We start from the raw sequence: 13,230 nt of genomic DNA, 5'->3' as shown, positions 1-13,230 counted from the left end.
CCGGCCGGCGTTCGGTCAGCTGACCTCTTTGGCGAGCAGGTCGCCGACGGCGGCCCGGACCGGATCGGGATTCGCCCAGCTCCAGTTGGGGTGCGCGCGGTTGGTGAGCAGGGCGAGGACGAGTTTGCGGTCGGGGTCGACAAGGAACGACGGGCCGGCGAAACCGGTGTGGCCGAAGGTCCGGGCCGAGGCGAGCCGGCCCATGAACCAGCTCTGGTTGAGGACGACTCCGAGACCGTGGGCGGCGGTCCGGTTGGGCCGCTCCGGGTCGACGGCGGGTTTCCCGGCGTTGTGGTTGGTGAGCATCCGGCGCACTGTCGCCGCGGCGAGGATTCGCCTGCCCTGGTGGGTGCCCCCGTTCAGGAGCAGCTGACCGATGGCCGCGAGATCGGTGGCGGTCGCGAAGATGCCGGCGTGGCCGGCGATGCCGCCGAGGTGGTTGGCGACATCGTCGTGGACGGTGCCGCGGAGCAGGCCCCGGGACGACCGGGCGTCGGTGGCGACGAGCCGGCTGGCCTTCGCGGTGCCCGACAACCAGGTGCGGGGATTGAAGCCGGTGTCACGCAGGCCCAGCGGGCCGGTGAGGTTGCTCTTGAGCGCCTGGTCGAGCGGCTGGCCGGTGACCTTCTCGACGATCCTGCCGGCGACCATGAGCCCGACGCTGGAATAGCGGAACGTGTCCCCGGGCACGGCGCCGGAGACCAGTCCGGTGCTGAGCACGGCGTTCCAGCGGGCCGCACTGTCGCTGCGGCCGGTGACCTTGGCGCCGACGGGGAGACCGCTGGTGTGGGTGAGCAGCATCTCGACGGTGACGCGTTCCTTGCCGGCTCCGGTGAAGGCCGGCAGGTAGTCGCGGACCGGGGCGCCCAGGTCGACGCGACCCTTGTCGACCTGCTGGAGCAGCAGGATGGCCGTGTAGACCTTCGTCACCGAGGCCAGGTCGAAGATGGAGTCGGGGCGCATCGCGACGCGCTGGCTCGCGGTGAGGAGTTTCGGGCCCGCCCCGTAGCGCAGCGCCTCCCCGACCGCGGTGTGCACCGTCGTCCTGCCGTCGACGAGGACGACGGCGACAGCACCGGGGAAGCCCTTGTGCGCAACCGTCTGCGGGGTGGCGGGGAGGTGCTTGCGGAGCAGTGCTGTCACGTCCTGCGCGTACCGGGCCTGGCCGGCTGGCACGCCACCACCGCTCGGTGCCGCGGTGGCGCTCGGCGAGCCGGACGGGGTCGTGCTGTCACCGGCCGAGCCGAAGCCCACCCGGTTTCCGGCGGCGTCGGTCGCGGTCACCGCGTCGCCGGGACCGGACCTCGGCGCGCCGTCGTCACCGCAGCCGGCGAGGGCGGAGGTCGCGACGGCCAGACCGGCCCCGAGCAGAGTACGACGCGCAACGGGCATGCCGGGAATCGTGACAGTTGACATCGACGCGCGCCAACCAACCCGCCCGAGCGTCGTCCGCGCCCACCCGTCGGGCAACAGATGGTCACCTTGCGGACACGTAGGGTCACTGTGCGGGTGGTTGTGCGACGATCTGCGGGCGTCACGCCGACCGACCTTCCATACCCCTTGGAGAGCACGATGTCCCTCTCCCGCGCCCGGATCTTCGCCGAGCTGAACGCGGTGCGGCCCCCCGATCAGCCGTCCCCGGTGCTGGGCACGGCAGTCGTGGTCGGCGGCAGTGTCGCCGGCCTGCTGGCAGCTCGCGTGCTGTCCGACTACGCCGACAGCGTCGTCATCATCGACCGGGACGACCCGCAGGTGACCGGCGCGCGTCCCGGCGTACCCCAGGGAACGCAGCTGCACGCGCTGCTGCCCGGCGGCTTCCTCCAGTTCGAGCGGCTGTTCCCGGGGTTCCGCGAGGAGGCCCTGGCGCGCGGCGCGGTCGAGGCGCCGCCCGCGGCCCGGCGCAACTACCTCGACGGGCGCCTGCGGGTCGTCGTCCCCGACGACGCCGACAGCCTGGCCGGCAGCCGGCCGCTCCTGGAGGGGCTGATCCGCCAACAGGTGCTGCGACTGCCCAACGTCAAGACGGTCACCGCCCGTGCCACGGGTCTCGTGTTCGACGGCACAGTGGTCACCGGTGTGCGCTGCGACGTCGCAGGGGTGCCCGGCATGGAGAGCGGTGACCTCGTGGTGGACGCCATGGGACGGTCGAGCAAACTGTCGTCCTGGCTGGAGCAGGCCGGCTGGGACCGGCCGGTCACCCGGCGGATGACAGTGCACCTGAACTACGCGACGGCCCTGTTCCGCCGCCCGGACACGGCCGCGGCCTCGACTGTCGCCCTGGCGCTGAACACCCCGAAGATGGCCTCCGACGTGGCCGGCGCCGCGTTCTTCGCCATCGAGGACGGCCGGTGGATGGCCATGATGGCAGGCTACGGGGACAACCGTCCCGGCCGCACGGCGCAGGATTTCGTCCGCCGCCTACGGGAGCAGTTTCCACCCGAGTTCGGCGACGTCGCCAACCAGGAGATGCTCGGCGACGTCGAGACCTACCACCACGCCGACAGCCGACGGCGGGACTTCCACGCGCTGCGGCGGTTCCCGGCCGGGCTCGTCAGCGTGGGCGACGCCGTCGCGTCGTTCAACCCGGTGTACGGGCAGGGAATGACGGCGGCGGCCCTGCACGCGGCCTGCCTGTCGACGTACCTGCGCGGCGGCCCGGATCTGACCGCCCCCGCACGCGAGTACCTCGCGTTGCAGAAGATCGTGGTCGACGCCGCGTGGTCGACGTCGACCTCGGCCGACCTGGCGCTGCCCCACGTCGACGGGCCCTACCCGCGCGGACACCGGATCACCAGCTGGGCCAGCCAGCAGATCATCGCCGCGACCGTCACCGACGTGGCGATCGCGCGACGGTTCAACGAGGTCGTCTCCATGCGGCAACACCCACTCACGCTGGCCAGGCCCGGCGTGCTCCTCGGCGCCCTGCGGGCCAACCAGCGCGCACGCTGACTAGCGGGGCAGCTTGCGCAGGACGTCGACGACGAAACGGTGGTCGTCCAGCTGCGGAAGCCCGGACACGCCGACCCAGCCCACCACGCCGGTGCCGCGTACGCGCAGCGGCACCGCACCGCCGGCCGCCGCGTAGCGGGAGGCCGGCAGACCGTACCTCTCGGTCAGCGTCACCTGCTTGTCCTGGCACAACCGGGCCATGTAGAGCGACGAGTGCTCGAACCGCATCACCACCCGCCCCTTGCGGCGCAACCACCCGTCGTTGTCCGCCGTCGATCCCGGCAGGCCACAGTGGAACAGCTGACGACCGGCCCGCCACACCCCCACCGAGACCGGCAACCGCTGTTCCCGGGCGGCGGCGACGGCGAGTTGCCCCAGCTCGTACGCGTCGGTCTCGGACAGGCCCGCGAGCTCCAGCTCAATCTCCTCGCGCAGCAGCTCGTCCAGCGTCGGCCACGGTTCACGATCAGCTGACATGACTCTTCTTCTCCTCGTCGTACCGAATGATCACCATGCGCAGGGCGCGTAGTCCTTCAGGAAACAGCCGTACAGGTCCTCGCCCAACTCGCCGCGGACGATCGGGTCGTACACCCGGGCCGCACCGTCCACCAGGTCCAACGGGGCGTGGAAGCCCTCGTCCGCCAGCCGCATCTTCGTCGGGTGGGGGCGTTCGTCGGTGATCCAGCCGGTGTCGACGCTGGTCATCAGGATGCCGTCGGTCAGCATCTCCTGTGCGCTGGTGCGGGTCAGCATGTTCAGCGCGGCCTTCGCCATGTTGGTGTGCGGGTGCCCCGGCCCCTTGTAGCCGCGGCCGAACTGGCCCTCCATCGCCGACACGTTCACCACGTACTTGCGGCGGGCCGACGAGGCCGCCATCGCCGGTCGCAGCCGGCTGACCAGCACGAACGGCGCGGTGACGTTGCACAGTTGCACTTCGAGCAGCTCCACCGGGTCCACCTCCTGCACCCGCTGGACCCAGCTGTTCACCGAGTCGAGGTCGGGCACGAGACCCCCGGCGTCGATGGCCGTGGACGCGGCGATCCGCTCCGGCGAGGCGGAGCCGCTGGTGAGTGCCAGCGCGGTGAGCGCGTGCGGGGTGAGCGCCGTCGACTGTGGCCCCGCGGTCAGGCTGCCCACCGGGCCGCCCTGGCCGTCCGGCTTGGCGAACGTGATCAGCTCCGGCAGCGGGCCGTCCGGCAGGGCCGCTGCCTCGGCGGCGATGAGCTGCGCGTACGCCCCGGGGGAGCGGCGGACGGTCTGCGCCGCGTTGTTGATCAGGATGTCCAGGGGCCCCTGGCTGCCTACCGAGTCGGCGAGGGCGATCACCTGGGCGGGGTCGCGCAGGTCGATGCCGACGATGCGCAGACGGTGCAGCCAGTCCCCACTGTCGGGCATGGCGGCGAACCGACGGACCGCGTCGTGCGGGAACCGGGTGGTCACCGTCGTGTGCGCGCCGTCGCGGAGCAGCCGCAGCGCGATGTACATGCCGATCTTCGCCCGGCCGCCGGTGAGTAGCGCGCGCCGGCCGGTCAGGTCGGTACGGGCGTCGCGGCGCTCCCGGTTGAGCGCGGCGCAGGATGGGCAGAGCTGGTGGTAGAAGGCGTCCACCTCGTGGTAGCGCTGCTTGCACACGTAGCAGCCGCGAGGGTTGTGCAGGAAGCCCGCCGTCTCGCCCGCGGTGGAGGACGCGAGCGGGATGCCCTGGGTCTCGTCGTCGATCCGCCCCGGGGCGCCGGTGGCGGTGGCCTCCGTCACGGCGCGGTCGGCGGCGAGGATGGCGTCCCGCCGTTCCTCCCGCCGCCGCTGCTTGATCACCTTGTAGAGCCGGGCGGTGGCCCGCTGCACCCGCACCACGTCGGGGTGGTCGGAGGGCAGTTCCTCCAACGCCTCGAAGACGCTGAGGCAGGCCTCCAGCCGGCTTCGGTCAATGCCCTCTTGACCGTTTTCGCGAATGTTGTCCACCGTCATGCGTCTGTGTCTCGTCCCGTATCCCATGCCGGATCCAGCCGGCCCGCCCCACGTCCGACCCGAAACTGTACGCACCATGTGGTGGGCGCTGCACCCCGCGTTCGCAGCTCGCCTCCGTGGCGGCGGGCCTCAGGCGGCGTCGGCGCGGCCGAGACGCCAGTAACCCATGAAGGCCACCGCCCGCCGGTCCAGCCCCCGCTCGGTCACCAGGTGCCGGCGCAGGTGTCGGATGACGCCGGCCTCCCCGGCCAGCCACGCGTACAGCGGCGCCGCGGCCACCTTCTCGGGAACCTCCCACAGGATCTCCGTGTCCACGTCCACGTCCGCGACCGGCTGGGTGGCTCCGATCGCGCCGGGGACCAGCAGTTGCCCCGCCGCCACGGCGACGGCGGGCACCAGGCGACTGCCGCAGGCCCCGACGCCCCGGGGCAGCCAGCGCACCTCGACGCCAGGGGGCGCCGCCAACGGCAGCACGTCGTCGGCGTCGGGCACCTCCAGCAGGACCACGCCCCGGGCATCGCGGGGCAGTCGCTCGCAGATGCAGGCGATCGCCGGCACGGCGGTCTCGTCTCCGGCCAACAGCAGGGCGCTCCCGGCCGACGGTCGGAACTCGACCCCGCCGTGGTCCCCGTCGTAGCTGGCGTCCGGGCCGACGAGGGCGATCTCGTCACCGGCGCGCACCCGGCGAGCCCAGCGCGTGGCCGGCCCGCCGTCACCGTGCAGCACCAGGTCCACGTCGACCTCGGCCAGGTGCGGTCGGACCGCCCGCACGGTGTAGGTACGGATCGGCGGGCGCCGGTGCTCGGGCAGGGCTCGCCACGTCGCGTACCAGTCCGCCCCCTCCGGAAGATCCACCCCGCGCTCGCCGGGCAGCGGCAGCGCCAGCTTGATCCGCTGGTCGTAACCGTTGTCGGCGAACCGGTCGAGGTCCGCCCCGGTGAAGGTCACCCGGGTGAAGGACGGGCTGAGTCGGCGTACCGCGTGGACGGTGACGGTGAACACGCGCCACGGTGCGATGGGCAGGGTCTCGGTCATGGTGCCTCTCCGGGCTCGGGCCGGCATCTACCGGGGGTTGTTCGCCACGGCGCGGGAGCGCCACAGCAGCCAGACGAAGTACGGGGCGCCGATCATGGCGGTGACCAGGCCGGCGGGGATCTGGGCCGGAGCGATGACCGTCCGTCCGAGGGTGTCGGCGATGCTGACCAGCGCCGCGCCGAGCAGGGCGGCCACCGGAAGCACCCGGGAGTGCCGCCCGCCGACGAGCGCCCGTGCGGCGTGCGGGGCGACCAGACCGACGAAGCCGATGACCCCGACGGCCGAGACCGCGGTGGAGGTGAGCAGCGCCGCGGCGCCGAGCGCGACCAGTCGGGTGCGTTCCAGCCGGACGCCCAGCACCCGGGGGGTGTCGTCGTCCAGTGCCAGCAGGTCGAGTTCGCGACGGGCGGCGACCACGGCCGGGGTGAGCATCAGCAGGGCGATCAGCACCGGCAGCACCTGGGCGGGCGTGCGGCCGTAGGTGGAGCCGGACAGCCAGGTCAACGCCTTGCCGGTGTTCCACGGGTCGAAGGCGACGACCAGGTACGTGATGACCGCCATCCCGCCCTGCCAGGCGCCGAAGCCGATCAGCACCAGCCGGTCGGAACTCAGCCCGCCGCGCCAGGCCAGGCCGTAGACCAGGGCGAAGGCCAGCATCGCGCCGAGCCCGGCGACGCCGGAGACGGCCCACACCCCGGCCAGCGGCACGAAGGTGAGCAGGGAGACGGCCCCGAGCCCGGCGCCGGCGGTGATGCCGAGGATGCCCGGTTCGGCCAGCGGATTGCGGCAGACCGCCTGCACTGTGGTGCCGGCGACCGCGAGCGCCGCGCCGGCCAGGACCGCCGCGGCGACGCGCGGCCACCGCTGGTCCAGCACGAAGGTGTACGCGGGCCCGGTGCTGCCGTTCACCCAGTTGACGACGTCGCCCAGCAGCACCCAGGTGTCGCCGGCCAGCATGCCGACCGCCACGGCGCAGACGGTCACCACGGCGGTGACGGCGACGACGCCGCGGTGGAACGCGGCGGAGCGGATGGCCGCGTGCCCGCCGGGCGGGCGACGGGTGGGGCCCGCGTCGCGGTGCCGGCGGGCCAGCCAGATGAGGATCGCCGCGCCGAACAGGGTGGTGACCACGCCCGTGGGGATGTCGACGCCGGCCTGACCACCCAGCACCGCGCGCAGCAGCACGTCGGAGCCGAGCACGATGATGACGCCGACGATGCCGGACAACGGCAGCAGGATGCGGTGCCGGTGCACCCCCGGCGCCACGGGGGCGAGCAGCCGGACGATCACCGGGGCGCACAGGCCGACGAAACCGACCGGGCCGGTGAGGGTGACGGCCGCGGCGGACAGCAGCACGGCCAGCACCATGACGGTGAGCCGGGTACGCCGCACGTCGAGGCCGAGCACGGTGGCGGTGTCATCGCCGAGGGCGAGGATGTCGAGCCGGTGCCCCAGCAGGAGCAGTACGACGATGGCGCCGACGATCACCGGGGCCAGTTGGGTCAGCGCGGTCAGGTCGCTCTGCACCAGCGAGCCGTTCCCCCAGGCGAACAGGCCGATGGTGGCCTGCTCGAACAGGAGCAGCAGCAGGGTGGTCACCGACCCGAGCGCCAGGGCGGTCGCCGATCCGGCGAGGATGAGCCGGGTGGTGCCGGCCTGCCCACCGGAGGACATCGCCATCACCAGGCCGGCGGCGGCCAACCCTCCGCAGAAGGCGAGGCCGCCGGCGGGCAGCGCGGGCAGCGAGACGCCGAACGCGGCCACCGAGACGATCGCCAGGTGGGCGCCCGCGTTGACGGCGAGGGTGTCGGGCGAGGCGAGTGGATTGCGGGCGATCGACTGCAACGCGGCTCCGGCGAACCCGAGCGCGACGCCGATGGCCAGCCCCGCGAGCAGTCGGGGCAGCCGGGCGGCGATCAGGACGCGGGCCGCCTCGTCGTCGGCGCCGGTCGCGAGCCGCAGCAGGTCCAGGGCGCCGACGTGGGAGGTGCCCTGGGTGAGGTGGACCGCGCCGACCACGAGCAGCAGCACTGTCGCGGCGCCGAAGACAACGGCGACGCGGGGCGCGGCCGGGCGTCCGCCCGGAGCCGGCCGGATGGTGGCCGGCTCCGGGCGTGGGGGTGCGCTCAGCACGCTCACACCGCGTACGTCTTGACGAGTTCGTCGATGTACTGCTTGCCGGACAGCGGTCCGCCGAAGGTCCAGATGCCGTTGGGCATCTTGTGCAGGTTGCCCTGCCGGACGAAGGGCAGCGCCTTCCAGATGGCGTTGCGGGCGAGACCGTCGGCGAAGACGTCGTCGCCGTCGGAGGCGCTGTAGAAGAGGTGCAGGTTCGGATCCTTGAGGACCGTCATGCCCTCGACGTCGGTCTGGCCGAGGCCCCACACCTCGTCGGTCTTGCCGGTCCAGGCGTTGGTGAGACCGAGCTGGATGCCGATCTGGGAGACGAGCGCGCCCTTGCCGAACATCCGGATGCTGACGGTGCTGCCCTCCTTCCAGCCGTCGGCGATGGCGAACGGCCGGCCGGCGGCCCCCGCGTCGGCGATCTTCTTCCTGCCGTCGGCGATGGCCGCGTCGAAGTCGGCGAGCAGCTTCTCCGCCGCGGTGGTCCTGCCGACGGCCTTCGCGATCATGGTGAGGTCCGCGCGCATCCGGCCGAGGTTGTCGGTGGCGTCACTGCCCTTGGCGACCACGACGGGGACGTACTTCTCCAGCTGACTGACCAGGGTGGCGCCCCGGTCGTCCTCCATCACGACGAGGTCGGGTTGGAGGGCGACGATCGAGTCGACGCTGGGCTCGCCGCGAGTGCCGACGTCCTTGACACTCGGGTCGAGCTTCGCGGCGGTGACCCAGGTGCCGTATCCCTTCGGGTCGGCGACGCCAACGGGCATGACGCCGAGGCTGACAAGCATCTCGACCTCGCCCCACTCCAGCCCCACGACCTTGGTCGCCGGGGCCTTGAGGGTGACCTCCTTGCCCCGGCTGTCGGTGAGGGTGACCGGGCCGCCGGCCGCCGAGGCGGTGGTCGCCGGGGCCGCGGCGTTCTCGGTGGTGCCGCAGGCGCCGAGCGTCAGCGCGGCCACGACGGCGATGAGGGCGGTGAAACGGGTACGGGTCATGACGGTCTTTCTCTGCTGAGGATGAGGGGTGTTCAGACCAGGGCGCGGATCGGGTGCCGCCCGACGGGGCGGGTGGTGACCAGTCCGCTGACCGGATCGGTGGTCACCTCGATGCGGATCCCGTAGGTCTCGGTGAGGGCGTCCTCGGTGAAGACCGCGGCCGGGGTGCCGGTGGCGCGGACCCGGCCCTGGTGCAACAGGACGACCTCGTCCGCCACGGCGGCTGCCTGGTTGAGGTCGTGCAGCACGACGCCGACGGCGACGTCGTGATCGTTCGCGAGGTCCCGGACCAGGTCGAGGATCTCCACCTGGTAGCGCAGGTCGAGGAACGTGGTGGGCTCGTCGAGAAGCAGCACCGGGGTGTCCTGGGCCAGGCAGGTGGCCAGCCACACGCGCTGCAACTCGCCTCCGGAGAGTTCGTCGACGGGGCGATTGGCCATCGTCGCGACGCCTGTGACGTCCATGGCGCGGGCGATCGCGGCGGGACCGTGCGGGTCCTCCGCGCGCCAGCGCCCCCGGTAGGGGTGGCGGCCGTACCCCACGACGTCATGGACGGTGACCCCGCTGGGCACCGGCCTGCTCTGGGCGAGCAGGGTGACCCGACGGGCGAAGTCCCTGGACGGGAGGCGGGCGGCTTCGACGCCGTCGGCGAGGTGAACCAGCCCGGCCTCGATGGGGTGCAGCCGAGCCAGCGCCCGCAGCAGGGTGGACTTGCCGCTGCCATTGGGTCCGACGAGCGCGGTCACGGCGCCCGAGCGAAGGGCGATCACGGCACCGTGCACCACCGGCACACCGTGGTAGCCCAGACGGAGATCGACGCCGGACAGGCTCTGCTCCCCGTTGACCGACGCCAACTCGTTCTGCATGAGGTTAGGCTAACCTAACCAAATGGCGGCCTGTCAAGCCGGCTCAGCGCCGTCACCAGCGTGGTGGGCCGGCGGTCGTCGGGTGCCCGTCCGCGTAGGGGATGCTGGGTCCGTGCAGATCGCGACCCTCGGCCCACTCGCCGTCGACGGCCGCCCCGTTCGGGGCGAACGGCTCGCGACGGTGGTCCGCGCCCTCGCCGACGCGCGGGGGCGGGCCGTCTCCACGAGCCTGCTCGTGGACGCCGTGTGGGACGGCACGCCCCCCGACGACGCGACAGGCGCCGTCCAGGCACTCGTGTCCCGGGTGCGTCGCCTCGGGCTGCCCGTGGTCGCGGTGCCGGGCGGATACCGGTTGCCCGCCGAGGAGGTCACCGTCGACGCAGTCGAGGCGCGGGCGCTCGTCGATCAGGCCCGGACCTCGTTCCACAGTGGCGACGTCCGGGCCGCCCGCAGCCTGGCCGATCAGGCGCGCGCGCTGTTCCCCGCGGTTCCGGAGCTGCTGAGCAGCGAGGACACCCGCCTGTTCGCGGATGTCACGGCGCTGCGCGCGCAGGCGGCACTCGCCGGCGTGGGCCCGTTCGACGAGGTCGACCTGGGCCGGCTCGTCGCGCGTACGCCCCCGGACGAGCCGTCGGCCGCCCTGCTCGTCCGGGTGCTCGCCGCCCAGGGGCGCGAGGCGGAGGCGCTGGAGCTGGTCGAGAGACTGCGCGCCGAGCTGGCCGACCGGTACGGCACCGACCCGTCTCCCGTCATCACCCAGGTCCACCTGGCGTTGCTGCGCGGCGAGCTGACCACCCCGGCCACCGTGGCGCCGCCCCGGCAGCCGCAGCGGATCGCCCTGCCCGCCGCGTGGCGCCGGCCGATGACCGGCCTCGTCGGCAGGGGGCAGGACGTCGCGACCGTGACCGGGGCCCTCACCGACGCGGCCCTGGTGACGATCGTGGCGACCGGCGGCGCGGGTAAGACCCGGCTCGCCGTCGAGGTGGCGCAGCGGTCGGCGGCAGCCGGGCGGGCGGTCCGGGTGGTCGAACTCGCCGGCCTGCGCTCGCCCGACGAGGTGCTGCCCACGGTGCTCGCGGCGCTCGGTGGCGCGGACACCTCGGCGACCGGCGGCAACCTGGGCCTCGAACGGCGGGTCCTCAGCCCCGAGGAACGGCTGCGTGCCGTCGCGCCGGACCTCGACGGACTGGTCGTGCTGGACAACTGCGAACATGTCCTCGACGCGGTGGCCACCGTCGTCGCCCACCTGCTCGCGGTGACCTCACCGGAGGTCGCGGTGCTCGCGACGAGTCGGGCCCCGCTGGGTCTGGCCGGTGAGCGGGTCCACCGGCTGACCGTGTTGCCGGACTCCGACGCGCTCGGGCTGATCGAGTCCCGGGCGCGGGCCGGCGGCGCGGTGCCGACCTGGGACACCATTCGGGCGCTCGCGCTGTGCCACCGGCTCGACAACCTGCCGCTGGCCCTCGAACTGGCCGCCGCGCGACTGCGGCACATGCCGATCGACGACGTGCTCGCCGGGCTGAGCGACCGGTTCGCGCTGCTCGACGACGCCCTGCGCGGCCTGCCGGAGCGGCACGCGAGCCTGTGGGCGATGGTCGACTGGAGCAGGGAACTGCTCGCCGAGGACGACCGCGACCTGCTCCAGCGGGTCGCGGTCATCCCCGCGCCGTTCACCGCGGACCTCGCCGCCGCGGTCGCCCAGACCCCGGACGTCCGTCGCGGCCTGGCGACACTCGTGGAGCAGTCCCTGTTGACCCTGGTCGAGGGGGACGGTCCGCCGCGATACCGGATGCTCGAAACGGTCCGCGAGTACGGCGAAGCCCGCCTCGACGCGACCGGCGCCCGGGGGTCGGCCATGAGCGGGCTTGTCGAGTGGGCCCGGGAGCAGGCCGTCGCGCTCGCCGACCAGTTCGTCGGCCCGAGTCAGATCGACGCGCTCGCCCAGTGTGCCGACGAACAGGACAACCTGGTCGCGGGTCTGCGCTGGGCACTCGGGCAGGACGACGAGCCGGCCGCCGTCGAGATCGCCACCGCGCTGTTCCACCTCTGGGCGGTTCGTGGACTGCATCTGGAAGTGACCGGGTGGGCAGCGGGTCTGCTGCACGTCGAGGACCCGAAGCGGCGGCTGCGCTCCGCGATCCTGCACGGCCGTCGCAGCGGCAGACCGCTGCCCGACGCCGACCGGTTGGCCTGGCTGTGCCTGCTGATCGGGGTCAACTCCGGCATCGGCGGCGATCTCCGGCTCGCCGTGCTCGCTCGGAGGGCACTTCGGACACTGCTCGCCGAACGGCCCGCCGAGGTGTCGTCCCGGGTGACAGTGCTCGCCTCGGCGTTACCCGCGTTCGACGCGTCCGACCCGGAGAAGAGCATGAAGGGCACCGTCGCAATGGTCGGGCACCCCGACCCGTACGTGCAGGGGCTCGGCCTGTTCGCCCGCGCCGCGGTTCGGGAGAACAGCGGCATGCACGCGGCGTCGGTCGAGGACGCCGAGCAGGCCTACCGTCGTTTCGAGATGGCCGGTGACCACTGGGGCATGGCGATGGCGGCGGGAGCCGTCGGGCAGTTCCTGGTGCCGGGTGAGGCTTCCCGGTCGGCCGAGTGGCTGGCGCGCAGCGTCCGGCACATGGAGTTGATCGGTGCCACCCAGGACGCCCGGTCGATCCGGGTCCGGTTGGACGTGCAACTGGCCCTGGCCGGCGACCGGGATGCCGAGCGGCGACTGGTCGAGACGGCGGCGCCGGGCGAGGCCGAGGCGGTGGACGCCGCCGTCGCGTGCCTCGGGCTGGCCCACCTCGCGTGGCAGCGAGAGCGGTACGACGAGGCCGAGGCGTACGGCGACGTGGTGGTGCGGATCCTGGCCGGCTGGACCGGCCCGCCGCCGCAGCCACGCGCCATGCTGCGGGTCGCGGCGGCGGTGCTGCACCTGCGGGTGGCGCAGGTGCGGCCGGTGCTGGCGGAGAACGCCGACGCGCGCGTGGTCGCCGCGCTGGTCCTCGCCCGCGACGAGGCGCTCTCCTCCAACGACCTGCCGGTGATCGGGGCGTGGGCCCAGGGCGGCGCCGAACTGGCGGCGCACCGCGGCGACGTGGAGGCCGCCCGCGAACTGTTCGCGCTCGCGACGCGGGCCGGCACCCACGCGGGGACGTTCTTTCCACCCGGGGACGCCGAACGGCTCGACGCCGCCCTCGGAGACGAGGAGCAGCGTGAGCCGTTGCTGGCGGTGTGGCGCGAGCGGTCGGTCGCCGCTGCCGTCGCCCGGATCCGCGAGGTGATGAACGACCTGCTGGCCTGAG

9 protein-coding genes are annotated in these 13,230 nt (G+C 73.2%); 2 read left to right on the top strand and 7 right to left on the bottom strand.

Features of this window, described 5'->3' with window-relative positions:
* Positions 1–15: 15 nt before the first annotated feature.
* The gene (locus tag ABZU25_RS22530) at positions 16–1,392 is read right to left on the bottom strand and encodes a serine hydrolase domain-containing protein (protein ID WP_355031329.1); all 1,377 of its coding nucleotides are present in this window, start codon (positions 1,390–1,392) and stop codon (positions 16–18) included.
* 180 nt (positions 1,393–1,572) lie between these two features.
* On the opposite strand from ABZU25_RS22530, the gene ABZU25_RS22525 reads away from it, so the two are divergent.
* Positions 1,573–2,949 (top strand): FAD-dependent oxidoreductase, encoded by a 1,377-nt coding sequence (locus ABZU25_RS22525; protein ID WP_355031328.1) that lies wholly within the window; start codon positions 1,573–1,575, stop codon positions 2,947–2,949.
* Here ABZU25_RS22525 and ABZU25_RS22520 read toward each other — a convergent pair whose 3' ends face one another.
* The 6 genes from ABZU25_RS22520 to ABZU25_RS22495 all read right to left on the bottom strand — a co-directional run bounded on the left by ABZU25_RS22520 (position 2,950) and on the right by ABZU25_RS22495 (position 9,937).
* Positions 2,950–3,426, bottom strand: coding sequence for a heme-degrading domain-containing protein (locus ABZU25_RS22520; protein WP_355031327.1), 477 nt, complete (start codon positions 3,424–3,426; stop codon positions 2,950–2,952).
* Positions 3,427–3,456: 30 nt separating this feature from the next.
* Positions 3,457–4,917, bottom strand: coding sequence for an SDR family NAD(P)-dependent oxidoreductase (locus tag ABZU25_RS22515; protein WP_355031326.1), 1,461 nt, complete (start codon positions 4,915–4,917; stop codon positions 3,457–3,459).
* A gap of 129 nt (positions 4,918–5,046) precedes the next feature.
* The gene (locus tag ABZU25_RS22510; RefSeq protein WP_355031325.1) at positions 5,047–5,952 is read right to left on the bottom strand and encodes a siderophore-interacting protein; all 906 of its coding nucleotides are present in this window, start codon (positions 5,950–5,952) and stop codon (positions 5,047–5,049) included.
* A gap of 27 nt (positions 5,953–5,979) precedes the next feature.
* Positions 5,980–8,085: an iron ABC transporter permease gene (locus tag ABZU25_RS22505; RefSeq protein WP_355031324.1), complete on the bottom strand. Its 2,106-nt coding sequence runs from the start codon at positions 8,083–8,085 to the stop codon at positions 5,980–5,982.
* Positions 8,086–8,087: 2 nt separating this feature from the next.
* Positions 8,088–9,071, bottom strand: coding sequence for an iron-siderophore ABC transporter substrate-binding protein (locus tag ABZU25_RS22500; protein WP_355031323.1), 984 nt, complete (start codon positions 9,069–9,071; stop codon positions 8,088–8,090).
* Between the two features lie 32 nt (positions 9,072–9,103).
* Positions 9,104–9,937, bottom strand: a complete 834-nt coding sequence (locus tag ABZU25_RS22495; RefSeq protein WP_355031322.1) for an ABC transporter ATP-binding protein — start codon at positions 9,935–9,937, stop codon at positions 9,104–9,106.
* 112 nt (positions 9,938–10,049) lie between these two features.
* Between ABZU25_RS22495 and ABZU25_RS22490 the strand changes: the two genes are divergently transcribed.
* Positions 10,050–13,229: a BTAD domain-containing putative transcriptional regulator gene (locus tag ABZU25_RS22490; RefSeq protein ID WP_355031321.1), complete on the top strand. Its 3,180-nt coding sequence runs from the start codon at positions 10,050–10,052 to the stop codon at positions 13,227–13,229.
* Position 13,230 lies beyond the last annotated feature (1 nt).

The organism is Micromonospora sp. NPDC005215 (assembly GCF_040607915.1).
Classification (GTDB): domain Bacteria; phylum Actinomycetota; class Actinomycetes; order Mycobacteriales; family Micromonosporaceae; genus Micromonospora.
Note: the sequence above shows the minus strand (reverse complement) of the source record. Positions and strands in the feature narration are given on the sequence as shown.

What these genes read in the sequence shown, in the direction of transcription:
- ABZU25_RS22520 (WP_355031327.1), bottom strand. Translation starts at nt 3,426, where the DNA reads ATGTCAGCTGATCGTGAACCGTGGCCGACGCTGGACGAGCTGCTGCGC.
- ABZU25_RS22515 (WP_355031326.1), bottom strand. Translation starts at nt 4,917, where the DNA reads ATGACGGTGGACAACATTCGCGAAAACGGTCAAGAGGGCATTGACCGA.
- ABZU25_RS22530 (WP_355031329.1), bottom strand. Translation starts at nt 1,392, where the DNA reads ATGCCCGTTGCGCGTCGTACTCTGCTCGGGGCCGGTCTGGCCGTCGCG.
- ABZU25_RS22495 (WP_355031322.1), bottom strand. Translation starts at nt 9,937, where the DNA reads ATGCAGAACGAGTTGGCGTCGGTCAACGGGGAGCAGAGCCTGTCCGGC.
- ABZU25_RS22525 (WP_355031328.1), top strand. Translation starts at nt 1,573, where the DNA reads ATGTCCCTCTCCCGCGCCCGGATCTTCGCCGAGCTGAACGCGGTGCGG.
- ABZU25_RS22510 (WP_355031325.1), bottom strand. Translation starts at nt 5,952, where the DNA reads ATGACCGAGACCCTGCCCATCGCACCGTGGCGCGTGTTCACCGTCACC.
- ABZU25_RS22500 (WP_355031323.1), bottom strand. Translation starts at nt 9,071, where the DNA reads ATGACCCGTACCCGTTTCACCGCCCTCATCGCCGTCGTGGCCGCGCTG.